A 24325-nucleotide genomic window follows, 5' to 3' on the forward strand; every position below is an offset into this window, starting at 1 on the left:
GCCGATGTTTTACGAGATCCGCACCTACCGGCTGAAGAACGGCGCCATCCCGGCCTATCTCAAGGTCGTCGAAGACGAGGGTATCGAAATCCAGAAGAGCCATCTCGGTGAGTTAGTGGGTTACTTCTTTTCCGAGATCGGCCCCATCAACGAGATCGTCCATATCTGGGCCTTTTCCAGCCTTGACGACCGCGCTGAACGGCGCGCGCGGCTGATGGCCGATCCGCGCTGGTTATCGTTCCTGCCGAAAATCCGTGATCTCATCGAAGTCGCGGAAAACAAGATCATGAAGCCGGCGCGGTTTTCACCGTTGATGTGAAAAGTACCGGCAAAGACGTGCATGCCAACAACAAACTCTAAATGGAGTAAGGGAACATGAGATCGAAACTGGTATTGTCGACATGCGCAGCACTTTTCGCCCTCGGCGCAGCCGCTCAGGCGAATGATCTGGTTTTTTCCAGCTGGGGGGGAACCACGCAGGACGCCCAGAAGGCGGCCTGGGCTGAGAAATTCATGGTGGAAACCGGCATCAACGTGCTGCAGGATGGCCCGACCGACTATGGCAAGCTGAAAGCCATGGTCGAGGCAAACGGCGTGACATGGGATGTGGTCGATGTCGAAGGCGACTATGCCGCGCAGGCCGGCCCCAAGGGTCTGCTTGAAAAGCTGGATTTCAGCGTCATCGACAAAACGAAACTCGACCCTCGTTTCGTGACGGATTATTCTGTCGGCAGCTTCTATTATTCCTTCGTCATCGGCTGCAATGTCGATTCAGTTTCTGCCTGCCCCAAGAGCTGGGCCGATCTCTTCGATACTGCTAAATTTCCGGGCAAGCGCACCTTCTACAAGTGGTCGGCACCGGGTGTGATCGAGGCAGCACTTCTGGCCGACGGCGTTACGGCCGACAAGCTTTATCCGCTTGATCTCGACCGTGCTTTCAAGAAGCTCGACACGATCAAATCCGATATCATCTGGTGGTCAGGCGGCGCGCAGTCGCAGCAGTTGATCGCATCCGCCGAAGCACCCTTCGGCAGCGTCTGGAATGGCCGCATGACCGCTCTCGAGCAGAGCGGCGTCAAGGTGGAGACATCCTGGGCGCAGAATATCACTGCGGCGGATTCGCTCGTTGTCCCGAAGGGAACGAAGAACAAGGATGCGGCGATGAAGTTCATCGCCTTGGCGACGTCCGCGCAGGCGCAGGCAGATATGGCGACAGCGACGGGTTACGCCCCGGTCAATATCGAATCCGCCAAGCTGATGGATCCGAAAATTGCCAAATCCCTGCCGGACCAGCAGACGGAAAGCCAGGTCAATGCCGACATGAACTACTGGGCGCAGCATCGCGATGAAATTGGCGAGCGCTGGTACGCCTGGCAGGCAAAATAAGATAACGGCGCGGGCTGCCACGGGCGCCCGCGCAATTTTCACGTCCGGGAGGTTTGGACATGGTCTCGCTTACCGATGAAACAGTCAGACCCAGGCCGAAGGCGCGCATGCCCTTCCGGGCCGGCAATTTTGCCGCCACCCTGCCGGCATTCGCTCTCCTCATCCTGTTTTTTGTCGTTCCTGTCCTCATCCTGCTGTCGCGCAGCGTGACCGAACCCGTCTTCGGCCTTGGCAACTATGCCGAACTCTTGGGCAGCTCCACCTATCTGAAGATTTTCTTCAATACTTTCGCGGTGTCGGCACTGGTGACGGTCGTGTCGCTGGCAATCGGTTTTCCGGTCGCCTGGGCGCTCGCCATCATGCCCTCGCGGCTTGCCTCCATCGTTTTTGCCATCCTGCTTCTGTCGATGTGGACCAATCTTCTGGCCCGCACCTATGCCTGGATGGTGCTGTTGCAGCGAACAGGCGTGGTCAACAAGACGCTGATGGGACTTGGCATCATTGATAAGCCGCTGGCACTGGTAAACAACCTCACCGGCGTGACGATCGGCATGACCTATATCATGCTGCCTTTCATCATCATTCCGCTCTATGGCGTCATCCGCAAGATCGACCCGGCCATTCTGCAGGCAGCGTCTCTGTGCGGCGCCAGCCGTTGGCAGGCACTGACGCGCGTTCTCATTCCGCTTGCCGCGCCCGGCATGATGGCCGGTGCGCTGATGGTCTTCGTCATGTCGCTCGGTTATTTCGTCACCCCGGCGCTGCTCGGCGGCACGGCGAACATGATGCTGGCCGAACTCATCGCCCAATTCGTGCAGTCACTGGTCAACTGGGGCATGGGCGGGGCCGCCGCCTTCGTCCTTCTGGTGGTCACGCTCGCTCTTTACGCGGTGCAGCTGAAATTCTTCGGCACAGCCGGGGCAGGGGGGCGCTGAGATGCTTTTGAATTACAACAGTCTCGGCCTGTGGAAATGGCTGCTCCTCCTTATCACCGTGCTGACGTCGGCATTTCTGATCCTCCCGATCGTTTTTATCGCCGCTTTGTCCTTCGGTTCGTCGCAATGGCTGATCTTTCCGCCGCCCGGCTGGACGCTGAAATGGTATGCGGATTTCTTCGCGGATCCCAGATGGCTGGAGGCCGCCTGGACCAGCCTGCGCATTGCGTTGATGGTCACGGTACTCTCCGTGCTGATCGGTCTCGTGGCTTCCTTCGGGCTGGTGCGCGGACGTTTCCTCGGGCGCGGCACGCTGCGCGCCCTGTTCATGACGCCGATGATCCTCCCCGTCGTGGTCCTTGCGGTGGCGCTTTACGCCTTTTTCCTGAAACTCGGCCTTGCCGGCACCACGACCGGCTTCGTCATCGCCCATCTCGTTGTCGCGCTGCCTTTCTCCATTCTGGCGCTGACCGGCGCGCTCGAGGGTTTCGACAAGTCGATTGAGGATGCGGCGGTGCTATGCGGTGCGAGCCCGTTGCAGGCGAAAATCCGCATCACGCTTCCCGCCATCAGCCACGGCCTGTTTTCGGCGGCGATCTTTTCCTTCCTCACCTCCTGGGATGAGGTGGTGCTGGCGATCTTCATGGCAAGCCCGACATTGCAGACGCTGCCGGTGAAAATCTGGGCGACGCTGCGTCAGGATCTGACGCCCGTCATCGCCGCTGCCTCCACGCTTCTCATCGCGGTGACCATCATTCTCATGCTGCTTGTTGCGGCTGTGCGAAAAGGACTGAAAACATGACCAAACCGCTCCTGCAAATTCGCGGAATCCGCAAGCAATACGGACCGTTGGTCGCCGTTCAGGATGTCAATCTCGACGTTCAGCCGGGCGAGTTCATGACCTTCCTCGGTCCTTCCGGTTCCGGCAAGAGCACCACTCTTTATATCCTTGCCGGTTTCGAACAGCCGACCTCGGGGGATATCCTGCTGAACGGCGAGAGCCTGCTGTCGACTCCATCGCACAAGCGCAATATCGGCATGGTCTTCCAGCGTTACACCCTGTTTCCGCATCTGTCGGTCGGCGAAAACATCGCCTTTCCGCTGAAAGTTCGCCGCAGGAGCAAGGCGGACATCGATGCCAAGGTGAAGGAGATGCTGCGGCTCGTCCGCCTCGAAGGTTTCGAGGACAGGAAGCCCGCGCAGATGTCCGGCGGTCAGCAGCAGCGCGTGGCGCTGGCGCGTGCGCTTGCTTATGATCCGCCGGTACTTTTGATGGATGAGCCGCTGTCGGCGCTCGACAAGAAGCTGCGCGAGGAAATCCAATTCGAAATCCGTCGCATCCACCAGCAGACGGAAGTGACGATCCTTTACGTCACCCATGATCAGGAAGAAGCCTTGCGTCTTTCTGACCGGATCGCCGTGTTTTCCAAGGGGGTGATCGATCAGATCGGCACGGGGCCCGAGCTTTATGCTCATCCTACTACCCGTTTCGTGGCTGAATTCATTGGTGACAGCGATTTCATCGCCTGCGATCTGATCGCGGCATCGGGCGGCAAGGCGACGGTGTCGCTTGGCCGGGATATCATCTTCGATCATATTCCCATGCATGGCGAGGCCGCGCCGGGCAAGAAAGCGGCACTGATGCTGCGTCCGGAACGCCTGCAGCTCAGCCGCAACAGACCGGTTGCTTCCGCCGGTTTTCAGGCCACGGTCAGCGACATCACCTTCCTTGGCAACAATGTCCATGTGGTTGCTCATACCGGTTCGGGCGAACCGCTTGCCGTGCGGCTGCCCTTTGGCCACGAGGCGATTTCCGGTCTCAACCGGGGCGACCTCGTGCACTTGGCCTTCGACCCGGCGTCAGCCCAGGTTTTCTGTTGAAGGATCGGCTCCATGCATCTGAATGACCCCACGCTTTTCTGTGAAAAAGTGCCCGTGGCCGGCCGCTGGATCGGCTGCGATGACCGCGAGACGGCGACGATCCGCAATCCCGCGACGGGGAAAATCGTCGGGCAAGTTCCCGAACTTGGCGCAACGGAAACGCAAGCGGCTATCACCGCTGCCGTGATTGCCCAGAAAGCATGGGCGCGCCGCACAGCCGGCGAGCGTGCGGCGATCCTGAAGGCGTGGCACCGGCTCGTCATGGAAAACCGGGACGATCTCGGCATGATCCTGACGCTGGAACAGGGAAAACCGCTCGCGGAAGCCAAAGGTGAAATCGCCTATGGGGCAAGCTTCATCGAGTGGTTTGCCGAAGAGGCGCGCCGGATCAATGGTGAGACGGTTCCCGGTCATCAGGCCGACAAGCGCATCCTCGTTCTGCGCCAGCCGGTCGGCGTCGTCGCGGCCATCACGCCGTGGAATTTCCCCAATGCCATGATTACCCGCAAGGTCGGCCCGGCGCTCGCTGCCGGCTGCGCGGTGGTGCTGAAACCCGCACCGCAGACGCCGTTTTCGGCCATCGCCCTCGCCATTCTCGCCGAGCGCGCGGGCCTGCCGCTCGAACTTTTCAGCATCGTGACGGGTCCTGCCGCAGAAATCGGCGGCGTGCTGACCGCAAGCCCGGATATTCGTCTCCTCACCTTCACCGGCTCGACACGCACGGGAGAACATCTTTACCGCCAATGCGCGCCGACGATCAAGAAACTCGGGCTGGAACTCGGCGGCAACGCGCCCTTCATCGTATTTAATGACGCTGATCTCGACGCGGCTGTCGAAGGGGCGCTGATTGCCAAGTTCCGCAACAACGGCCAGACCTGCGTCTGCGCCAACCGGCTTTATGTGCAGAGCGGTGTTTATGATGCCTTTGCTGAAAAATTCGCGCGGGCGGTATCGGGGCTGAAGGTCGGTAACGGGTTGGAAGAGGGAAGCATTCTGGGTCCGCTCATCGATGGTAACGCCGTTGCCAAGGTGGAAGCGCATATCGCCGATGCACTCTCAAAAGGCGCGCAAATTGCCGCGGGCGGTAGCAGGTATGCACTCGGCGGCAATTTTTTCGAGCCGACGATCCTGCGCAACGTGACTGCCGACATGCAGGTCGCGCGCGAGGAGACATTTGGGCCGCTCGCTCCGCTTTTCCGTTTCGAAGACGAAGAGGATGTGATCGCGCAGGCCAACAATACCGATTTCGGTCTCGCTTCCTATTTTTATGCGCGTGATCTTTCCCGTGTGTTCAGGGTCGCCGAGGCGCTTGAATATGGCATGGTCGGCGTCAATACGGGGGCTATCTCCACCGCCGAGGCGCCCTTTGGCGGCGTCAAGATGTCAGGTCTCGGGCGCGAAGGTTCCCGCCATGGCATCGAGGAATATACCGAACTCAAATATGTCTGCATCGGCAACATTCTCTAGATAACGGTCAGGTTGGTCTGGCCGTGTTGTTGCGAAACATGGCGTTCATCGGATAGGAACCCGCTGCGTTCGCCGCATCCGGTGAGATATGGGCGGAACGCCTCCATCGCACCTGCATGCCTTCGTTGTCCCGCGATAGCACGGTTGCCGATTGACGGAAGTCACCCCGCATGACAACGGACGATGCTCCCGGCTTGTCGTACCAAAGCGACATGTCGGTCTCGGTGGTCTTTTGAACGCGATAATGAAGCTCAGTCCCGACGGCCGGCGCATAAGGCGGAACGGTCACGCTCTCCGCCGCCTGCGCGGGGCCGCCCGCTATCGTTGCCTGGAATATCAGCCCGGCAGCGAGAAAAAGGCGAGGGACCAGACCGATAGTGCGGCGCGTTGCGCTCGTGCGAATTCGCGTGCTCTCCGGTTACGGCTTTTCCAAAACGTGACATGCCGATTTCGCGGTGTCTATGCCAAGTTCGACGCCATACGGCTTCTGTGGGTAATGATTTTAATCACTGAATAATGTCCTGCGTTGCGATCCCGTCTAATTGAGGCGTTGACTGGTCGCGGCATCGAACAAGTGGATCGATGCCAGATCGGGCTGAACCTGAATGGTCGCACCCGGCTGTGCCTGCACACGCTCGCGGAAGACACCGATGACCTGATGATGGCCGAGCATCATCGTGACCTGCGTTTCCGACCCCATTGGCTCCACCAATAAAACGGTTGCGGGTAGGCCATGGTCGGCCAGTTCGAAATGTTCCGGGCGGATGCCGTATATCGCATCACCCGAGACGTGGCCGGGCGGGAGGGGCAAGGTGACGCCGTCGGCCTCGAAGCCATCGGCAGTCAGTCGTCCCTTGATGAAGTTCATCGCCGGCGAACCGATGAAGCCGGCGACGAAGGGATTGGACGGTCGGTCATAAAGCTCGAGCGGCGCCCCGCACTGCTCGACCCGCCCGGCATTCATCACCACGATCTTGTCGGCCATGGTCATGGCTTCCACCTGGTCATGCGTCACATAGACGGTCGTAACGCCCAGGCGCTGGTGCAGCCCCTTGATTTCACCGCGCATCACGACGCGCAGCTTGGCATCGAGGTTGCTGAGCGGTTCGTCGAACAGAAAAACCTGCGGATTGCGGACGATCGCGCGGCCCATGGCGACACGCTGCCGTTGCCCACCGGAAAGCTGGCGGGGGAACCGTTCGAGCAATGGCGTCAGCCCCAATATCTCCGCTGCCCAGTTCACTCGCTCGGCGACCTCGGCCTTGCTGCCACCGCGATGCTCAAGCGAGAAGGCCATGTTTCTGGCGACGGTCATATGCGGATAAAGAGCGTAGTTCTGGAAGACCATCGCGATGTCGCGGTCTTTCGGTTCGATCTCGTTGACGACGCGGTTGCTGATCGAGATATCGCCGCCGGTAATGGTTTCAAGGCCTGCGATCATCCGCAGCAGAGTGGATTTGCCGCAGCCCGAAGGGCCAACCAGCACGACGAATTCGCCATCGGCAATATCGATATCGACACCATGAATAGTGGCGAGTGCGCCATAGCTTTTCTTGACGGATTTAAGGGTAACGGGTGCCATGGTCAGCCTTTCGATTAGCCTTTAAGGCCGGTATGGGCGAGGCCTTCGACGAATTGTTTCTGCGCAACGATGAAGACGATGAGGACGGGAATGGCGGTCATCGTCGCGGCGGCAAGCTGGATGTTCCACATCGGCCCGCCATAGGCGTCGGTAAATTGGGTCAATGCCTGGGGCAGGGTGAATTTGTCGGGGCTGGAGAGAAAGACGATGGGTTCAAGATAAAGGTTCCAGCTGCCGAGAAATGTGAAGATCGCGACGGCGGCCAGTGCCGGACGGGCAAGGGGCAGGGCGATGGTCCAGAATATCTTGAACCGGCTGAGACCATCGACCCACGCGGCTTCCTCCAGTTCCACCGGCAGGGAAATGAAGAACTGGCGCATGATGAAGGTGGCGAAGACCGCCGGCGCGCCGAAGATCGGCACCAGGATCAGCGGCCAGTGCGTGTTGATCATGCCCCATTTGAGAAACATCCGGAACAGCGGAACCAGCGTCACTTCGGACGGGATCAGCAATCCTACCAGCACCACCATGAAGATGGCGTTGGCGAAGGGGAACCTGATACGCGCAAAGGCATATCCGGCCATCGAAGCCACAGCCATGGTGCCGATGGTGACGATTGCGGCGATATAGGCCGAGTTCCAATATTGCAGCGCAAAGGGCTGTATTCTGAAAACGTCGGAATAGGAGGAAAAATCAAAGGTGCGCGGCCAGATATCCGGCGGAAAGGCAAATATCTGGCTGACGGGTTTGACCGACGACGTCACCATCCACCAGGTCGGAAAGACGAAGGGGACAAGCAGCACGCAGAGTATGAAATAGATCAGCGTCTGCGCGCGTGGGCTGAGTTCAGTTTTCATAGAATACGAACTTTCTGCGCAAGTGCCACTGGATGAAGGTCAAAGCGCCGACAATGACCAGCAGGATGATGGAGAGTGTCGAGCCATAACCGAAGAGGTAGAACTGAAAGGCCTGCTGATAGAGGTAATAAACGAGAACCGTCGTGGAAAAACCCGGCCCGCCCTGGGTCAAGATCATGATCTGCGCAAAGACCTGCAGCGCGCCGACGATGGTGACGATGGAAGCGAGCAGGATCGTGGGGCTGATCATCGGCAGGGTGATGCGGTAGAACTGCTTGAAGCGCGGCACGCCGTCGACGCGCGCGGCCTCGAACAGTTCACGCGGCACGCCCTGAAGTGCTGCAAGAAACAGGATCATGTTGAGACCGACATTCTTGAGCGCCTGCACGACGATGACCGAGATCATCGCTGTCGTGGGGTGACGCAGCCAGTTGGGACCCTCGACGCCGATCATTTGCAGGAGGCCGTTGATGCCGCCATTGTTCTGCAGCAAAAAACTCCAGACGATTGTCCAGGCGACCAGCGACACCACGACAGGCGAAAAGAACAGCGTGCGAAACATGGTCATGAAGGCCAGCTGCTGGTTCAGGAGCAACGCAAGCCCCAGCGCCAGGCTCATGTTGAGCAGGGCAAGCCCGGCCGAGAACACGGCGGTCACGGCCAGCACCTCGCCTATGGCCGGATCGCTGAGCAGCTTCTGGTAGTTGGCGATGCCGGTGAACCGGAAGGATCCCGCCAGCACGTTCCACTCATGTAGCGAATACCAGAAGACCAGCACCAGCGGAACGAGCACGAAGACAACGATGCCGATGAGTTGCGGCGCTATGAACAGATAACCGGTGGCGGCGTCACGGCGCGCCATGGTCCAGAAGCCGCGCCGGGCCTGTGTTTGCGCCGTCTGGAGGGCAAGCGTCATGGCTTTTCTTCCTTCTACCTTTCGCATCCACGGAAAATCGGATGACTACCAAGCGTCAATTGGCCGCCAGCAACGGATCAAGACGGCCGCAAAGCGCTTGCAGGACAGCCGCGACATCGGCATCTGGTCGCCAGAGACCGTCAAGGCCAGCGCGAACGGTCTGTTGCAGCCGGGCAAAGTTGCGGACCTGCTGCGTTGATTGACCGGTGGCGACGCCACGAATGACCACGGCCTCTATCTGTTTACGCGACAGCAACGGGTTGGCGGCCGCGAGCACATCGGCGGTGAGCAGACTTTGCCGTGCCGGCGGGAAAAACCGCGCGAGCTTGGCTACATTAGGCTTGGAGGAGAAAAACGCCAGGAATTCCGCCGCGAGCTTCGGGTTTTTGCCGCTGGCCAGGACGCCAATGCCTGCTCGACCTGTAACGGCATAGTCACCTGCAGGTCCTGTAGGCAACGGCACGAGATCCCAGTCGAAGGCCTTGTCACCTTTGGGTAGCAACGCTGCGCGGCTGATCTGGGTGGTCGTCATCGCGGCATCCCCGGCAAAGAAATCGGCCGAAACACCAGGGCCTGGCATGGCTTTTTTCACGAAGATTGCATCGTGGATGAAGCGCATGGCATCAACCATCTCCGGGCTGGCAAAAGCGCAGGACTTGGTATCCTTCGACCAAGGATAGGCATTCCAGCCGGTATAGACTTCGGCGAGGTTTTCCCACGCCTTGTATTCAAAATCACGAATGATCAATCCCTGCTTGCCGGTTGCCGCGACTTTCGCGGCGGTCGCGATGGCATTGTCCCAGTTCCAGTCGCCGGCAGCGATCATCTCGGCGGGCGTCTTGGCACCTGCCGCCCGGATCATGTCGTTGTTGACGAAGACGCCGAAGGGTGATGTCGAGAATGGATAGAGATATTGTGTTCCTTCATATGACCAAGCGGCAAGGGTTGCCGGGGGAAAGTCGCCCATGTCGTAGCCTTGCGTATTGGCAAAGGTTTCGGTGAGAGGATAAAGCGCCCCGGCTGCCATGAAATCAGGGGCTGTCGTGTCGAACAGCCAGGCCAGATCGGGCGGGTTGCCGCCGGCGATCTGGGTGGTCAAGGTGGTGGCATAACCTTCATAGGCAAGGGAATCGTAGGTAATCTTGACGCCGGGATGACTGGCCTCGAATTCATCGGCAATCTCGTTGAAAAGGGCCAGATGGGCTTCGTTGGCGCTCCAGATGGCCATCCGCAATTCCTGCGACAAAGCCGGCGAAACCAGCCCTGACGTGACCAGAAAACCGGTCATTGCAATTTTGACTATAGTCCTGCGCATGAATAATCCTCCCAGATTATACGTTTTGGCTAGTAGCCGCGAATATCAGGCCAATGGCGCTCCACCCCTTGGCGTTCGATGTGTGTGTGGAACTCCGCCAGACGCTTTTCATCGGCATGCACGCCATGCGGGGTCTCACCCTTGTCGAGGCAATAGGCGGCCAGCATGCCGGCCACTTCGCCGATGTTCCATTCGACCGGGTGCAGCCTGTAACAACCATTGGTGATATGCGTGGTGCCGATATTCTTGGATGCCGCCAGCAGGTTCGTTTTGTGGCGGGAGATAAGGGCACCCAGCGGAATTTCGAAAGGGCAGGCCCCCACATCGATATAATTATCACCGCCCGTCGAGGGGTGCAGGTCGATGCGATACATGCCGATACCGATGCTATCAGGGTAATGCACCGCGCCGCGATCGCCGCGCACCGCAAGCGACAGATCCTGCTCAACCACCGTGGTCAGCGCACGAATGCGACGGCTTTCACGGATGTAGGGCGCCATGGCCAGGCCATGTTCCGTGCCGGTAATGTCGCCGCGCAGGCGCAGTCCCGGAAAGCCCTGACCACCATCTGGCCGAGGCGCCTCGGTCTGCATCCAGTAGAACATGGAATAGGACAGACTAGCCGCATCGGCCAGCCGCTCGGCATATTGTTCGGGGGTAACGTCGATGATCGGCGCCTCGAAATAATCGATCATCGGCCAGTTCACGAGGCAGATATCGCTGGCATAGGCGCCGGGCCGAAACGTGTGGCGGGCGGCAATGCGGCGGAATATCCACAGGCTCATATCGCCCGCGCTGTGTCGCTGGTCGGCAACGTCGCGTGTTGCGTTGTCAACCGGGTTGGGATCGAAGAACCGGCGGCTACGTTCCAGTGTCCGCGGATTGGGCGAGTCCCAGCTCAACAGCGGGCCGCCCCAGAATTCGGGGGCAACCTGACGCCAGTGGTCGTACCGGGCGGGCTTGTCGATGACGTGATTGCCGTCAACCTGATCGACCGCGAAGCAGATCGAGACGGCCTGCTGATTGTGCGGTTGCGCCTCCGCCGGCGCACTCGGCTCTCCAGTTTCGGATTGCGCTTCAAAACCTGTGACATAGTCGGTTGCGGTCAGCGGCAGCAGATCGCCCAGTTCGGTGGCGTCGATGATGTACCGGGCCGAACAGGAAACGAGGTCGCTCGTATTGCAATGGCGTAGTGTCACGGCCCGCACGGTGTCGCCCTCGACGTCGGCCGCGATCGGCTCATAGGGCTTGAGGATGGTCAGCTTGCCGCCCGCCGCGAAAGGGGCAAGCATCGCCTCCATCACCGCCAGTGAAACACGCGGTTCATGGCACAGGCGAGATACATTGCCATCACCGGGATTGAGCGTCAGATCGGCCCGGGCGGCGTCTGTCAGCGGATAGTGGTCGCGGTAATATTGCCGCACGCCGGTGCGCAGGGCGCGATAGCTGGCGGTGATTCCGAACTGTTCCACCCAGCTGTGTTCGTCGGGCGGCACGGCCTGGCTGGTCAGCTGGCCGCCAATCCACTCGAATGCTTCGGTCAGGATAACGCTGCGGCCGTTGCGCAGGGCTCCAAGCGCCGCGGCCACGCCGCCAAGTCCGCCGCCAACCACAAGAATATCTGCATTGTATTCTCTCACGTCAGGTTCTCTTTCCTTGAATTGGGCCTTGAGTTGGGGAAGCAAGCGTTTCGCCCGCCACGATGTCGCAGCCCAGCAGTATCTGCCTTACGGGGCCGGGGGGACTGGTAAGGGTTTCGACCAGCATGGAAGTTGCCTGCCTGCCCATCTCTTCGCGGGGGATGGCATAGGAGGTGAAGTCGCGTTGCAAGCGTAGCGTATGCGTGCGTGTGCCGCTGCCCAGCACCACGATGGAAAGATCGCCGGGGACGCTGACCCCCTGCGCGCGGGCATGATTGTCGAAGACCACCGCTTCGGCCACTTCGGCAAAAAAAACGACGCTTGCTCCGCTGGCGCGAACGGCGGCCAGTTGCTCGGCCGGATCGCCATTTTCGCTCTCATGGGAATAGACCAGCTCCGCCGCACCTTCGATCGCAGTCAGAAACCCACGCCAGCGGTCGCTGATGGATTCCGCCGGACCCGTCGCGCCGATAAAGGCGAAACGGCGATGGCCGGCGACAAGTGCCTCCCGCACAAGAGCATGCGTGGCGGTGACGTAATCCGCGCCGACATAACGCACCGGCCCGCCGGCATCGTCACGGCGACCGACTGCGACGTAAGGATAGTCGCCGGCAACCAGTTGGGCCAGCTCATCGCGATCGAACTGGCTGCCCAGAATGAGGCATCCGTCAGCAAGTCGAAGCCGACCTGTTTCCCCGAAGATGCGCTTTCGCCCATTATCGTCGCGCTCGGCTGCCGTCATCAGCAGAAGGTCGTAGCCCAACCTCTCCGCTTCCTCTTCGATCCCCATCAGAAAAGGCGTGTAGAAATCGGCCTGCGCGATCGGAAAAGCCGGCTGATAGGTGAAAACACCCAGGATCCGGTTGGCGCCCTTGACCATGCTGCGCGCGATGGGGTCCGCCACATAACCAGTGTCCCGAATGGCCTTCAGCACACGCTCCCGCGTTTCAGGCGGAATGCGGCCTTCAGCGGATTTTGCCTCGTTGAGCACGAGTGAAACGGTTGCCTGACTGACCCCCGCGAAGATCGCAATATCCCGTTGCGTCAACCGCCTAACCATCGGAACCTCATTTCCTGCCTCGCTGCTAATTCGTATTAGCTGCTTATACGTATAAACGATATTGCCAAGAACGTGTCAAGAGGTGGCCGCAGGGTGGGACGAAGGGATTTTCGTTGCGCTTAGATAGCCGTCAAACTTTAGCCTGCGGTGCGAAGCTTTGCTTTGCGCTTGCGGTGCTCTAAATTTAGCTGACGATCAATTCTAGGCCGCGAAGCCGCAATTCGTGAGGTGACTATGTCAATCGTCATGAAGACTGAACGATTGCATCTGCGCGAAGTCGAAGGTGATGACCTCGTTTCACTGGGCAGAATTTACGCTGATCGAGAGTGCATGCGGTTCTATCCGGCTACCAAGTCTCCATCAGAAATCAATGAATGGTTTCAGAAGCTTGCGTTTGACAGCTACGCACAGCATGGATTTGGTCTCTGGGCAGTCGTGGAGACGGTTTCGGGGGAGGTCATCGGTGATTGCGGGATCACTCTGCAAGAGACCCCGGCCGGCCTTGAGCCCGAAATCGGCTATCACCTATGGCGCGAATATTGGGGAATGGGCTTGGCGACCGAAGCGGCTATTGCCTGCCGTGACTATGCATTTCACGCTCTCGGTTTGCGTAGAGTGGTAAGCATCACCAGCCCCGAAAACATACCGTCACAAAAGGTCGCAGAACGGGTGCATGACAGGCGGGAAATCTATCAAAAGCGCGGCGGAGAAAGCGGAAACGTCGTCAGTCGTCACCTGTATATCAGCGAAAATCAGTGACGGTTTCTCGAAGGGCGTACTATCCACCATCATCGCAGCTTGTCGCAACCGCCCCGCGCGCGTCGCGGATAACGGTTGCTGACATCTGTCTAGTCGGTTTCCAGCGCACTCAGCGATGCGTTGGGTAGCTCACGCAAATGCTGTGCACTCGCTGGACTATTACGCCACCTCCGCCGAAAACGCGGATTTGATGAGTGTTTTGGTATATTCAGCCGTCGGCCTGCTGAATATGGCGTCCGTCTCTCCCTCCTCTACGATCTTCCCGTTTCTCATGACGATGACGTAATCCGAAATCGCCTTGATGACCGAAAGATCGTGGCTGATGAAGATGTAGGAAAGGCCATGGGCCTTCTGCAGATCACGCAGCAGGTCGATGACCTGTCCTTGGACGGATCGGTCCAGCGCAGACGTCGGTTCGTCGAGGATGACGACCTCAGGCTTGAGGATGATTGCGCGGGCGATTGCGATACGCTGACGTTGTCCGCCTGAAAATTCGTGAGGGTAGCGGTTGCGGGCCGCGGGATCGAGACCGACTTCTTTCAGTGCTTCGATTGCCCGCTTGTCCCGCTCCGCCCGGCTGAGCTGTTGCTCATGCACGAACAGGCCTTCGGTGATGATCTCCCCCACCGTCTGTCTTGGCGAAAGCGAGCCATAGGGATCCTGAAACACAAGCTGCAAATGCCGCCGCAACGGCCGCATGGCCTTTCGGTCAAGGCCGGTGATCTCCGTCTTGCCGAAGAAAATGCGGCCTTCCGAAACGATGAGACGCAGAAGCGCACGACCAAGCGTGGACTTGCCCGATCCGGATTCACCGACAATGCCGATGGTCTGTCCCTGGTGAAGGTCGACATTGACGCTGTCGACGGCCCGGAACTTGCTGGACTTCGACAGGAAGCCACCCGGAATTTTATAGTCTATCGTCACATTCTTGCCCGAGAGAACGACCGGTGCCTCGCTGCCGACCGCGGGTTTGTGCCCGCTGGGTTCCGCATCGAGAAGCATCTTGGTGTAGTCCGCCTGCGGGCGCTCGAAGATATCTTCCGTCGTGCCGGTCTCGACGATCTCGCCGCGGCGCATCACGGCGACGCGATTGGCGAAATGGCGGACCACGCCAAGATCGTGTGTGATCAGGACGACGGCCATGCCGAAGCGTTGCTGCAACGACTTCAGAAGGTCGAGGATCTGCGCCTGGATCGTCACGTCGAGCGCAGTGGTCGGTTCATCGGCAATCAGAATGTCCGGCTCGTTCGCGAGCGCCATGGCGATCATCACGCGCTGGCGCTGACCGCCGGAAAGCTCATGCGGGTAGCTGTCTATACGCCGTTCCGGCTCAGGAATTCCAACGAGCTTCAGGAGTTCGAGAACGCGTGCGCGCGCTTGCCTTTTGCTGCCACCCCTGTGGTAGATGATCGGTTCGGCGATTTGCGCGCCGATCCGGTAAAGAGGATCGAGCGAGGTCATCGGCTCCTGAAAAATCATGGTGATTTTCGCACCCCGGATATCGTTCAGTTCGTTGACCGGAAGACCGATCAGCTCGTGTCCACGATATTTTGCCGAACCTTCAATAATGCCGTTTGATGCCAGCAGCCCCATGATGCCCATCATGGTCTGGCTCTTGCCGGAACCGGATTCGCCGACGACGGCAAGCGTTTCGCCCTGTTTGACGTCAATATCGATGCCCTTGACGGCATTCACGGTGCCATCGGGCGTGGTGAATTCAACCTTGAGGTCACGGACGGTGAGGATGGTTTCAGGTGTCGTTTTCATATCAACGATCCTTGGGATCGAGTGCATCACGCAACCCGTCGCCCACAAAATTAAGCGAAAACAGGGTCAGCACGAAGAAGATCGCCGGGAATATCAGGAGCCACGGGGCTGACTGGATATTGTTGGCACCTTCGGAAATCAGCGCCCCCCAACTCGTCAGCGGCGCCTGCACGCCAAGGCCGAGGAAGGAGAGGAAGCTTTCCAGAAGAATGACTTTGGGCACGACGACGGTGACGAACACGACGACCGGTCCGATCGTATTGGGAATGATGTGACGGCGGATGATCTGCCAGTCGCTCAAACCCAAGGCCTGTGCGGCCCCCACAAATTCCCGCCGTTTCAGCGCAAGCGTCTGGCCACGGACGATACGCGCCATATCAAGCCATTCCACCGCACCGATGACCAGGAAGATCAGGATGAAGCTGCGGCCGAAGAAAACCACGAGAACGACCACCAGAAAGACGAAGGGCAGCGAATAGAGGATTTCGACGAAACGCATCATCACATTGTCGACACGTCCGCCGATATATCCAGCCGTTGCGCCGTAAAGGACGCCTATCCCGAGCGAAACGAGGCTGGCCAGAATGCCGACGGCGATCGAGATCTGCCCACCCAGCATCACCCGGGCCAGCATGTCGCGACCATTTGAATCCGTGCCGAAGAAGAAGTATTCGCGGTTGACGTCGCCTTCCAGCTTCAGCGTCCGGCCCTCGTCTTCGGTGGCCACGACCTTAGTGTTTTCAAATTCGTTGGCGCGGTCGAAATAGCGGGTCGCGCGCGGGTCGATTGCGCTGCTGGAGGTGATGGTTGCCGTGAAGGTCTGCCCTTCAACGGAAAATTCCTTCAGCTCCACGCGTGCACGGCCGGCGACGCCTTCCATCACGCCCTGAAGGTTGTTCACGTCAGGACGCGGCTCAAGACTGGGCGCCACGGAGACGTAGGACGAGAACACCTGATCATAGGTATGGGTGAGGAAATTCGGACCGATGAAGGAGAAAAGCGTGATCAGCAGGAGCATGATGGAACCCGCCATGGCCGCCTTGTTTCGTCTGAAACGCAGGGCTGCGAGCTGGAACAGGCTTCGGCTTTTCACCACCGGTTGATGGGCAACAGTGCCGGGGATATCAGTCATGTCTGACCCTCGGATCAAGCAGGCCGTAGAGAATATCGACCAGGAGATTGAAAACGATGACGAAAATGGCGACGAGAACCACGGTTCCCATCACCAGCGTATAGTCGCGATTGATGGCGCCAAGAACGAAGTAGCGGCCGACACCGGGGATCGTGAAGATCGTTTCGATGACCGCCGAACCCGTGAGGAGAGCGGCGGCACAGGGCGCGAGATAAGAAACGACGGGCAGCATCGCAGCGCGCATGGCGTGCAGCACGACCACGCTGCGGGCCGGAAGACCATAAGCCTTGGCGGTGCGGATATGGTCCATCCGCAGGGCCTCGATCATGGCCCCGCGTGTCAGGCGCGCGATAACCGCAAGCTGCGGCAAGGCGAGCGCGATCATCGGAAGAATGAGATATCTCAGCGATCCATCACCCCAGCTGCCTGCCGGCAGAAGCCCGAGTATCACGGCAAAGACGAGCGTGAGAACAGGTGCGACAACGAAGTTCGGCACGGTAATGCCAACAGTTGAAATCGACATGAGCGAGAAATCGAAGGCACTGTTCTGCCGGAGCGCGGCCAGAGTGCCGGCAAGAACGCCGCCCACCAGCGCCAGCAACAGCGCATAACTACCGAGTTCCAGCGAATAGGGCAGACCCTTGCCGATCAACTGCGCGACAGTATTGTCCTTGTAGATATAGCTCGGACCGAAATCGCCGGTGACGGCATTGCGGAGGTAGATGAGATACTGGCGCCACAATGGCTCATCCAGATGATAGGTTCTCATCAGGTTTTCCATCGTTTGCGGCGGCAGGGGACGTTCAAGATTGAACGGACCACCCGGCGCGAAACGCATCAGGAAAAACGAAATCGTGACGACGATAAACAAAGTCGGCACGGCGCTCGCCAAACGGCGCAGGATAAACGAGATCATGATTTTTCGGGCTCCGGCATGGCACGGTGGTGTTGGCCACCGTGCCAGCGCTGCTTATTCGGAAACGCTCAGGAAGCGGCTGAGGTGTTCGTTGGCAGCATTGTCGACCCAACCCTTGACCCGGTTGGACACCAGCCAGAGATCGGCCTGCGTCAGAAGCGGAGCGACCGGCTGTTCCTTCATGAGGATGGTTTCTGCCTCATGCAGCAGCTTGGAGCGAGCAGCAGGGTCCTTCTCGTTGTAGGACTTCTGCATCAGCGAGTCGTATTCGGCGTTGTTGAACTTCGAATAGTTGAAGGTCTTATTGGAGGATACCGAAAGAGCGAGGAAGTTTTCCGCATCCGCATAGTCGGCAACCCAGCCGGCGCGCGCCACGTTAAACTTGCCGCCCTCCTGAAGGTAGCCGTAGTGCGAGGCAACGTCGAGGTTCACCAGCGACACTTTCGCGCCGAAAGTATTCTTCCACATATCCGCGATAGCTGTCGCGACGCGTTCATGGTTGGGGTTGGTGTTGTAGCGGATTTCGATGGAAAGCGGCTTGCCGCCTTCACCGTAACCGGCGTCCTTCATGAGCTTGAGTGCCTCGTCTTCCCGGTCGAGCTGGGAAAGCGTGGCAAAATCGGCCTTTGCCGGCTCGCCGTAGGAGTCCATGCCCGGGGGAACCATGGAGTAGGCCGGAACCTGGGAACCGCTGTAGATTTCCTTGGCGAGGAAATCGCGGTCCACCGCCATGGAAAGGGCCTGGCGCACGCGCACGTCGTCATACGGGGCTTCGCGGGTGTCGAAGGTGTAATAGTAGGTCGCAAGCGTCGGCGAAACGTGGACCTGCTCGCCGTAGGACTTGCGCAGACGGTCGATCTGGTCCGCAGAAAAGTTGTATGCGAGGTCCATTTCCTTCGCTTCGAAACGACGAACGGAGGCGGCCTGGTCGTCAATCGGGTAGAAGATGACCTTGTCGATTTTAGTGTTCGACGCATCCCAGAAGTCGGTGTTCTTGACGACCGTCAAGCTGTCATTGGGAACATGCGCTTCGAGCTTGTAAGCACCGTTCGAGACCATGACGCCCGGCTTTACGAAGTTCGTGCCGTTCTTTTCGTAGCTCGCCTTGGAAATCGGCAGCGCCGTCTGGTGAGCAAGAAGCTCAAGGAAGAAAGGTGTTGAGCGCTCGAGTGTGATTTCAAGGGTCTTGTCATCCACCGCCTTCACACCAAGCTGGTCAACCGGCGTTTCGCCCTTGTTGATCTTTTCGGCGTTCTTGATCGGGTAAAGAATATTCGCATATTTTGCTGCGGTCTTCGGGTCTTCGACGCGCTGGTAGGAGAATACAAAGTCGCCAGCCGTTACCGGCGTGCCATCCGACCATTTTGCATCCGCCCGCAATTTGAACGTGTAGACGGTGCCATCGTCAGACAGCGTCCAGCTTTCTGCCGTACCGGGAACGATCTTGCCTGCCGCATCGTAAATGGTGAGACCTTCAAAAAGGTCCTTCAGGATAAAGGCTTCGATGTTGATCGAGGTTTGGGCCTGATCGAGCGTCTGCGGTTCCCCAGAATTGCCGCGATGCAGCACTGTTTCCGCAAGTGCGGAACTGGCACCGAGCAGAAGCGATCCGAGCAGCAGAGTAGTGCGCACTGTAGTTGTTATGGACATTGTTTTCTTTCCCCGTGAGTATTTTGAGCCCACAAACAAGGCCAAATTTCTCCGAAGTGCAACCACAATAAATTGTGAGTTGATGCGGAACCCACAACTTCAGTAGCCCCTAAGGTACGTCCATGATGCCGTTTTCGAAATAGCCGCAATTCTGATCGAAGGGAGATTGAACGCTGCGACCTTTGCGAAACTTGTATGGATTGTGGCGGGGCTTTGGCCTGCGCCGACGAAAAAAGCGGGCCGGCCGACTGGCCGCCCCGCTCGATTTGAAACCAGGTGAAAATCCTATGCAGGTCGTTCTTCACCGTTATTCGGCCGCCAGGTGATCAGCTTTTTCTCCGCAACATCGAGAATGAGGTCGATGATGAGGACGAAAACCGCAAGGATGATGATGCCTGCGAAGACGCCGACCGCATCGAAGTTGCCTTCAGAGCGGGCAATCAGGTAACCGAGACCCGCGGAAGCTCCCAGATATTCGCCGATGATCGCGCCAACCACGGCGAAACCGACAGAGGTGCGCAGCGACGACAGGATCCAGCTTGCCGCAGCCGGGAAGTAGACGTGACGCAGCAGGTCAGAGCGCTTAGCGCCGAGAATGCGGGTATTGGACAGCACGACCGGGTTCACTTCACGCACACCCTGCATGGCGTTGAAGAAGGTGACGAAGAAAACGAGCGTGACCGCAAGAGCGACCTTGGACCAGAGGCCAAGTCCAAGCCAGAGAACGAAGATCGGTGCCAGAACGACACGCGGAATGGCGTTCACCGCCTTGATGAACGGATCGAGCACGCGGGCGACGAAGGGGCTGAGGCCAAGCCACACGCCGGCGCCGACGCCAAGACCGGTGCCGATGATATAGCCCAGCACCGTTTCGCTGAGCGTGATGCCGACATGTTTATAAAACCCGGCATCGGCAACCCAGTCGATCACCTGTTTGACGATGTCATAGGGTGCAGGAAAGAAGAAGCGATCGATGGCACCGGAGCTTACGCCAAGTTGCCAGCCGCCCAGGAGCACGACCAGAAGAGCGACCTGGATGATACGAACATTAACGGCTTGCATAGCTTTTCTCCACTTCGCCACGCAGGGACGCCCATATATCGCGATAGAGCGTCATGAATTTTGGATCGAGTTTGATTTCGGCGACGTTGCGGGGCCGTTCGAGATCAACGGGGAAGCTTTCGATAACGCGGCTTTTCGGGCCGGCCGCGAGAACGACGACGCGGTCTCCGAGCGCGATTGCCTCTTCAAGATCATGGGTGATCATGACCACCGCGCGGCGGTCCTCCTGCCACAGGCGCAGCAATTCATTCTGCATCAGGTGGCGGGTGTGGATATCCAGTGCGGAGAAGGGTTCGTCCATCAGGATGACCTTCGGCTCGGTGATGAGCGCCTGCGCCATCTGCACGCGTTTGCGCTGCCCACCCGAGAGCTGGTGCGGAAAACGGTCTCCGAAGCCCTTGAGGCCGACCTTTTCGAGCCAGGCCGTAACCTTGGCGCGCCGTTCATCCTCGGCGACGCCGCGGAACATCAGGCCGAGTTCCACATTCTGAAACGCCGTCTTCCAGGGAAGAAGCGCATCCTGCTGGAACAGATATCCGATGGTGTTCTGTACGCCCTGGACGGCCGTACCGTCGATTGACACCTTGCCTTGCGCAGGCTTCAGCAGCCCTGCGATGGCGTTGAGGATGGTGGATTTTCCGCAACCGGTGGGGCCGACGATGGAGAGAAACTCTCCATCGCCAACCCTAAGGTTGACGTTTTGAACGGCAACGAACGAACCAAACGCCATGGTCACGTCATCGATTGCCACCATCGGCTGGGGTTTGAGTTCCGTCACGGGCTCTAGCTTTCTCACTGGCGAAGACATGGCATATCCTCAGTTTCCGCCCTTCGAAGCCGCGGCCTCGACGAACTTGTTGGTATAGGTGGTGTTGAGATCGATGGTTGCCTTTGCGACCGCATCGTTGAAGCTCTTCAGAACGGCCAGCGGCGTTTCGAGATCGGCAGGCTCGAACTTGCCGTCTTCGGAGAAGATCGCCTTGGCGGCTTCGACGGCCTTGATGTAGGTCTGCTTGTCGCCAGACACGAAATCATCGGGAAGTTTTGCGACGATTTCTTCCGCCGAATGCTGCTTCATCCAGTGCAGCGCCCGAACCGTGGCGTTGGTCACTTTCTGGATTACTTCGGGATTGGCGTTGATGTAGTCCTGCGTCGCATAAAGGACCGATGTCGGATAGATGCCGCCGTAGACATCCTTGGCGCCCTGATCGCTGCGGGCGTCGATGAGGATCTTGCCCAGCCCGCGCTCGACGACGATTGTCGCGGCGGGATCGTAGTTGACGAGCAGATCGATCTTGCCCTGCTGCAGGGCGGCCACGGCCGCAGCACCCGAACCGACGCCGATGATGGAGATGTCGTTGTCGCTCAGATTGTGCTGCTTCATATAGTAGCGAATGAAGAAGTCCGAAGAAGAACCGGGCGAGGTGATGCCGACCTTCTTTCCCTTGATCGTTTCGGGCTTGGCCGGATCGAAGTCTGTATCGTTCGTGCCGGCCAGCACCAGACCCGAGTTGCGGGCGAGCTGAACGAAGCCTACGACGTGCTTGTTCTGCGACTGCATCTGGATCGTGTGATCGTAGAAACCGACGGCGACGTCGGTGGAACCGGCAACGAGTGCCTGGAGCACCTTCGATCCGCCCTGGGCAAAGTTCTCGGTGGTTACATCAAGCCCCTCGTCCTTGTAGAAACCGAGGCTCGCTGCCACGGGGAAAGGCAGATTGTTGAGGTTGTACGAGCCTACGCTCATCCTGACGGATTCGGCATTCGCGGATGCTGCCAACGCACAGAGCGCTGCTGTTGCAAGCAGGTATTTACGCATGAGGGTCTCCTCCCTGTTTCATGTTTTGTGTCAATATGGCTGTATTTAAGCTGCGTCTTCAATTGCAGCGGTCGGTTTGGCGAAGGCAAAGCCTTCGAAAAGTCTGCGTGCCGTTCTCACAAGCCCGGCGGTTATTGCTCCCTCCCGCATTTCCAGCTGCACGTCGAGGCGGCCGGCAGGGTGTTCGATGCTGATCTGGGTCGGTACGGAAAGGCGGCCTGCCAAATCGTAGGCAACCGAGCCTTCGGTCACGGCTGCGGTCGCGATGCCGACGGCGCCGGTTGTCGCCAGTGCGGGATGACATTCATTCGGCATGAAATATCGCACCGAAAGAGTGCCGCCCCTGCGGGCTGGCGCGACGAGTACCGGCTTTGGAATGACCATGTCGGTGACATCACCCATGCCCATCAGCTTGCCGGCCTGAATGCGGATGCGGGTCATGCGCTCGATGAGATCGCTGTTGGCGGTGAGCGCCTGCGGGTCCTCATAACCGGTCAGGCCGAGATCGGCCGCGCGCATCAGCACCATCGGAATGGCGCAATCTATGGCCGTCACCTCCAAGCCGTCGATCATGTCTACGGCTTTGCCTGTCGGCAGCAACCTTCCGGTTTTTGCACCTGCGGCATCCATGAACGTCAAGGCGATCGGCGCTGCGAGGCCCGGCACACCATCGATCGAAGCGTCGCCGAGATAGATAACCTCGCGGCCGCGGGTCGGAACCTTTGCCTCGATCAGCTTGCTGGTATTAACGTTGTGAATGCGCACAATCGTGTCGTTGCCATGGGCCTCGACAAGCCCGGCCTCGATCGCGAAGGGGCCGACGGCGGCCAGCATATTTCCGCAATTGGGCGAATAGTCGACATATTGCCTGTCGGTGCGGACCTGCGCGAAAAGATAGTCGATATCGGCACCCTTGACCGTGGAAGGGCCGATGATCGCCACTTTCGACGTGACCGGATTGCCGCCACCAATGCCATCGATCTGCAACGGATGGCCGGACCCCATGATGGAGAGGAGGGCCGCATCCCGTTCGGCTTGATCGCGGGGGAGATCGGATGCGAGAAAGAACGGTCCACGCGATGTTCCGCCGCGCATCAGCACACAGGGTATCTTGAGTAGATCGTTCATGGAAAGAAGCCTCAATCTTGCATTTGGCGGATCAATGCGCCGCGTTGTTGCAATATGAGGAAAGAAGTATAATCTGTTAAATGCAATGTTCGGAGGTTTTATTGCGATATGAGCATCAATTGCGAAATTCTTGATTTACGGGCTTTTCAAGCAGTGGTTGAATTGGAGAGCTTTCACCGAGCGGCTGATGCGCTGCATATTTCGCAACCGGCGCTCACCCGGCGTATCCAGAAACTGGAGCAGGCCATCGGTGCGCCGCTTCTTGAAAGAACCACACGCCATGTCGCTCCAACGGCGATGGGCCAGGAGGTGATGCCGCTTGTCCGGCGCATGCTGGAGGAATTTGACGGATCGCTTTTTGCAATGAAGGACGGTGCGCAGCGGCGTGGCCTTATTACCATGGCATGTGTTCCGACTGCGGCATTCTACTTTTTACCCACCGTCATCAAAACCTTTAGTAAGCAATATCCGCATATTAGGCTGCGTATCAGAGACCTGACCGCAAACGAGGGCTTGCAGGCGGTTGCCCGCGGCGAAGTGGAATTCGGGATTAACCTGATGGGAAATTCCGATCCCGATCTGGCATTCGAGCCGTTGATCGATGACCCATTTGTGCTGGCGATGAGGAAAGACCATCCTCTGGCGGCTTTCGAAACAATCCAGTGGGATCAATTGGAGCCACACCCTCTGGTGGTTGTCGATCGTTCCAGCGGCAACAGGACGCTTCTCGACGGTGCGCTTGCGCGGCACAATCTAAAGCTGAACTGGTTTTACGAGGTGACTCACCTCAACACGTCGCTCGGACTCGTCGAAGCCGGGCTGGGGATTTCCGTGCTGCCGCGATTGGCCACCCCGCAGGATGAGCACCCTTTCCTCGTCACGCGACCGATCGTCAATCCCGTCGTGTCGCGAACGATCGGTATTGTGCAAAGGCGCAGCAGCGCGCTGTCTCCGGCTGCGGAAAAATTCGTGCAAATGCTGTTGAAGACCTGGAAAACACCCTGAATGGTGCGTTGCGCTCCATCAGCCTGTGGTCAACTTCTTCCTCGTCCA

Annotated in this window: 23 protein-coding genes; 8 read left to right on the forward strand and 15 right to left on the reverse strand. The window is 58.7% G+C overall.

What is annotated here, in order from left to right:
• Positions 1–4 precede the first annotated feature (4 nt).
• From ATU_RS19835 to ATU_RS19860, 6 genes are read left to right on the forward strand one after another with little or no spacing between them, the layout of a single operon-like run.
• Positions 5–319, forward strand: coding sequence for an NIPSNAP family protein (locus tag ATU_RS19835; protein WP_010973675.1), 315 nt, complete (start codon positions 5–7; stop codon positions 317–319).
• Positions 320–375: 56 nt separating this feature from the next.
• Positions 376–1386, forward strand: coding sequence for an ABC transporter substrate-binding protein (locus tag ATU_RS19840; protein ID WP_010973676.1), 1011 nt, complete (start codon positions 376–378; stop codon positions 1384–1386).
• A gap of 59 nt (positions 1387–1445) precedes the next feature.
• A complete protein-coding gene (locus ATU_RS19845; protein WP_010973677.1) occupies positions 1446–2321 on the forward strand; it encodes an ABC transporter permease in 876 nt (291 codons plus the stop codon).
• 1 nt (position 2322) lies between these two features.
• Positions 2323–3123 carry an ABC transporter permease gene (locus ATU_RS19850; RefSeq protein WP_010973678.1) on the forward strand — a complete coding sequence of 267 codons (801 nt, stop codon included), beginning with the start codon at positions 2323–2325 and terminating at the stop codon, positions 3121–3123.
• On the forward strand, positions 3120–4202 hold the full coding sequence (locus ATU_RS19855; protein ID WP_010973679.1) for an ABC transporter ATP-binding protein: 1083 nt from the start codon (positions 3120–3122) through the stop codon (positions 4200–4202). Before ATU_RS19850 ends, ATU_RS19855 begins: the two co-directional genes overlap by 4 nt.
• A gap of 12 nt (positions 4203–4214) precedes the next feature.
• Positions 4215–5669, forward strand: coding sequence for an NAD-dependent succinate-semialdehyde dehydrogenase (locus ATU_RS19860; RefSeq protein WP_010973680.1), 1455 nt, complete (start codon positions 4215–4217; stop codon positions 5667–5669).
• A gap of 7 nt (positions 5670–5676) precedes the next feature.
• Here the strand turns inward: ATU_RS19860 and ATU_RS19865 are convergent, their stop codons facing one another.
• The 7 genes from ATU_RS19865 to ATU_RS19895 form a co-directional block, all read right to left on the reverse strand.
• Positions 5677–5958: a hypothetical protein gene (locus ATU_RS19865; RefSeq protein WP_010973681.1), complete on the reverse strand. Its 282-nt coding sequence runs from the start codon at positions 5956–5958 to the stop codon at positions 5677–5679.
• Positions 5959–6207: 249 nt separating this feature from the next.
• Positions 6208–7251 carry an ABC transporter ATP-binding protein gene (locus ATU_RS19870; RefSeq protein ID WP_010973682.1) on the reverse strand — a complete coding sequence of 348 codons (1044 nt, stop codon included), beginning with the start codon at positions 7249–7251 and terminating at the stop codon, positions 6208–6210.
• A 14-nt stretch (positions 7252–7265) separates the two neighbouring features.
• A complete protein-coding gene (locus tag ATU_RS19875) occupies positions 7266–8108 on the reverse strand; it encodes a carbohydrate ABC transporter permease (RefSeq protein WP_010973683.1) in 843 nt (280 codons plus the stop codon).
• Positions 8098–9024 carry a carbohydrate ABC transporter permease gene (locus ATU_RS19880; protein WP_010973684.1) on the reverse strand — a complete coding sequence of 309 codons (927 nt, stop codon included), beginning with the start codon at positions 9022–9024 and terminating at the stop codon, positions 8098–8100. Before ATU_RS19880 ends, ATU_RS19875 begins: the two co-directional genes overlap by 11 nt.
• 55 nt (positions 9025–9079) lie before the next feature.
• The gene (locus tag ATU_RS19885) at positions 9080–10339 is read right to left on the reverse strand and encodes an ABC transporter substrate-binding protein (RefSeq protein WP_010973685.1); all 1260 of its coding nucleotides are present in this window, start codon (positions 10337–10339) and stop codon (positions 9080–9082) included.
• A gap of 29 nt (positions 10340–10368) precedes the next feature.
• On the reverse strand, positions 10369–11979 hold the full coding sequence (locus tag ATU_RS19890) for an FAD-dependent oxidoreductase (protein ID WP_010973686.1): 1611 nt from the start codon (positions 11977–11979) through the stop codon (positions 10369–10371).
• Between the two features lies 1 nt (position 11980).
• Positions 11981–13039, reverse strand: a complete 1059-nt coding sequence (locus ATU_RS19895; protein ID WP_010973687.1) for a LacI family DNA-binding transcriptional regulator — start codon at positions 13037–13039, stop codon at positions 11981–11983.
• Positions 13040–13273: 234 nt separating this feature from the next.
• Here ATU_RS19895 and ATU_RS19900 point away from each other — a divergent pair, with 234 nt between their 5' ends.
• Complete coding sequence (locus tag ATU_RS19900; protein WP_010973688.1) at positions 13274–13798, forward strand: GNAT family N-acetyltransferase; 525 nt, start codon at positions 13274–13276, stop codon at positions 13796–13798.
• 159 nt (positions 13799–13957) lie between these two features.
• Here ATU_RS19900 and ATU_RS19905 read toward each other — a convergent pair whose 3' ends face one another.
• The 8 genes from ATU_RS19905 to ATU_RS19940 form a co-directional block, all read right to left on the reverse strand.
• Positions 13958–15565 (reverse strand): ABC transporter ATP-binding protein, encoded by a 1608-nt coding sequence (locus ATU_RS19905; RefSeq protein ID WP_035257891.1) that lies wholly within the window; start codon positions 15563–15565, stop codon positions 13958–13960.
• A 1-nt stretch (position 15566) separates the two neighbouring features.
• Positions 15567–16697, reverse strand: coding sequence for an ABC transporter permease (locus ATU_RS19910; protein WP_006316001.1), 1131 nt, complete (start codon positions 16695–16697; stop codon positions 15567–15569).
• Positions 16690–17613, reverse strand: a complete 924-nt coding sequence (gene oppB, locus ATU_RS19915) for an oligopeptide ABC transporter permease OppB (RefSeq protein WP_006316000.1) — start codon at positions 17611–17613, stop codon at positions 16690–16692. Before oppB ends, ATU_RS19910 begins: the two co-directional genes overlap by 8 nt.
• A 54-nt stretch (positions 17614–17667) precedes the next feature.
• The gene (locus ATU_RS19920; protein ID WP_006315999.1) at positions 17668–19263 is read right to left on the reverse strand and encodes a peptide ABC transporter substrate-binding protein; all 1596 of its coding nucleotides are present in this window, start codon (positions 19261–19263) and stop codon (positions 17668–17670) included.
• 285 nt (positions 19264–19548) lie between these two features.
• Positions 19549–20325, reverse strand: a complete 777-nt coding sequence (locus ATU_RS19925; protein WP_006315998.1) for an ABC transporter permease — start codon at positions 20323–20325, stop codon at positions 19549–19551.
• The gene (locus ATU_RS19930; RefSeq protein WP_010973691.1) at positions 20312–21133 is read right to left on the reverse strand and encodes an ABC transporter ATP-binding protein; all 822 of its coding nucleotides are present in this window, start codon (positions 21131–21133) and stop codon (positions 20312–20314) included. The genes ATU_RS19925 and ATU_RS19930 overlap by 14 nt, the downstream gene beginning before the upstream one ends.
• A gap of 9 nt (positions 21134–21142) precedes the next feature.
• Positions 21143–22144, reverse strand: coding sequence for an ABC transporter substrate-binding protein (locus ATU_RS19935; RefSeq protein WP_006315996.1), 1002 nt, complete (start codon positions 22142–22144; stop codon positions 21143–21145).
• 45 nt (positions 22145–22189) lie between these two features.
• Positions 22190–23272 carry a 4-oxalomesaconate tautomerase gene (locus ATU_RS19940; protein WP_035257893.1) on the reverse strand — a complete coding sequence of 361 codons (1083 nt, stop codon included), beginning with the start codon at positions 23270–23272 and terminating at the stop codon, positions 22190–22192.
• Between the two features lie 108 nt (positions 23273–23380).
• On the opposite strand from ATU_RS19940, the gene ATU_RS19945 reads away from it, so the two are divergent.
• A complete protein-coding gene (locus tag ATU_RS19945; protein WP_006315994.1) occupies positions 23381–24277 on the forward strand; it encodes a LysR family transcriptional regulator in 897 nt (298 codons plus the stop codon).
• Positions 24278–24325: the final 48 nt, after the last annotated feature.

The sequence above is a fragment of the Agrobacterium fabrum str. C58 genome (genome assembly GCF_000092025.1).
Taxonomy (GTDB): Bacteria; Pseudomonadota; Alphaproteobacteria; order Rhizobiales; family Rhizobiaceae; genus Agrobacterium; species Agrobacterium fabrum.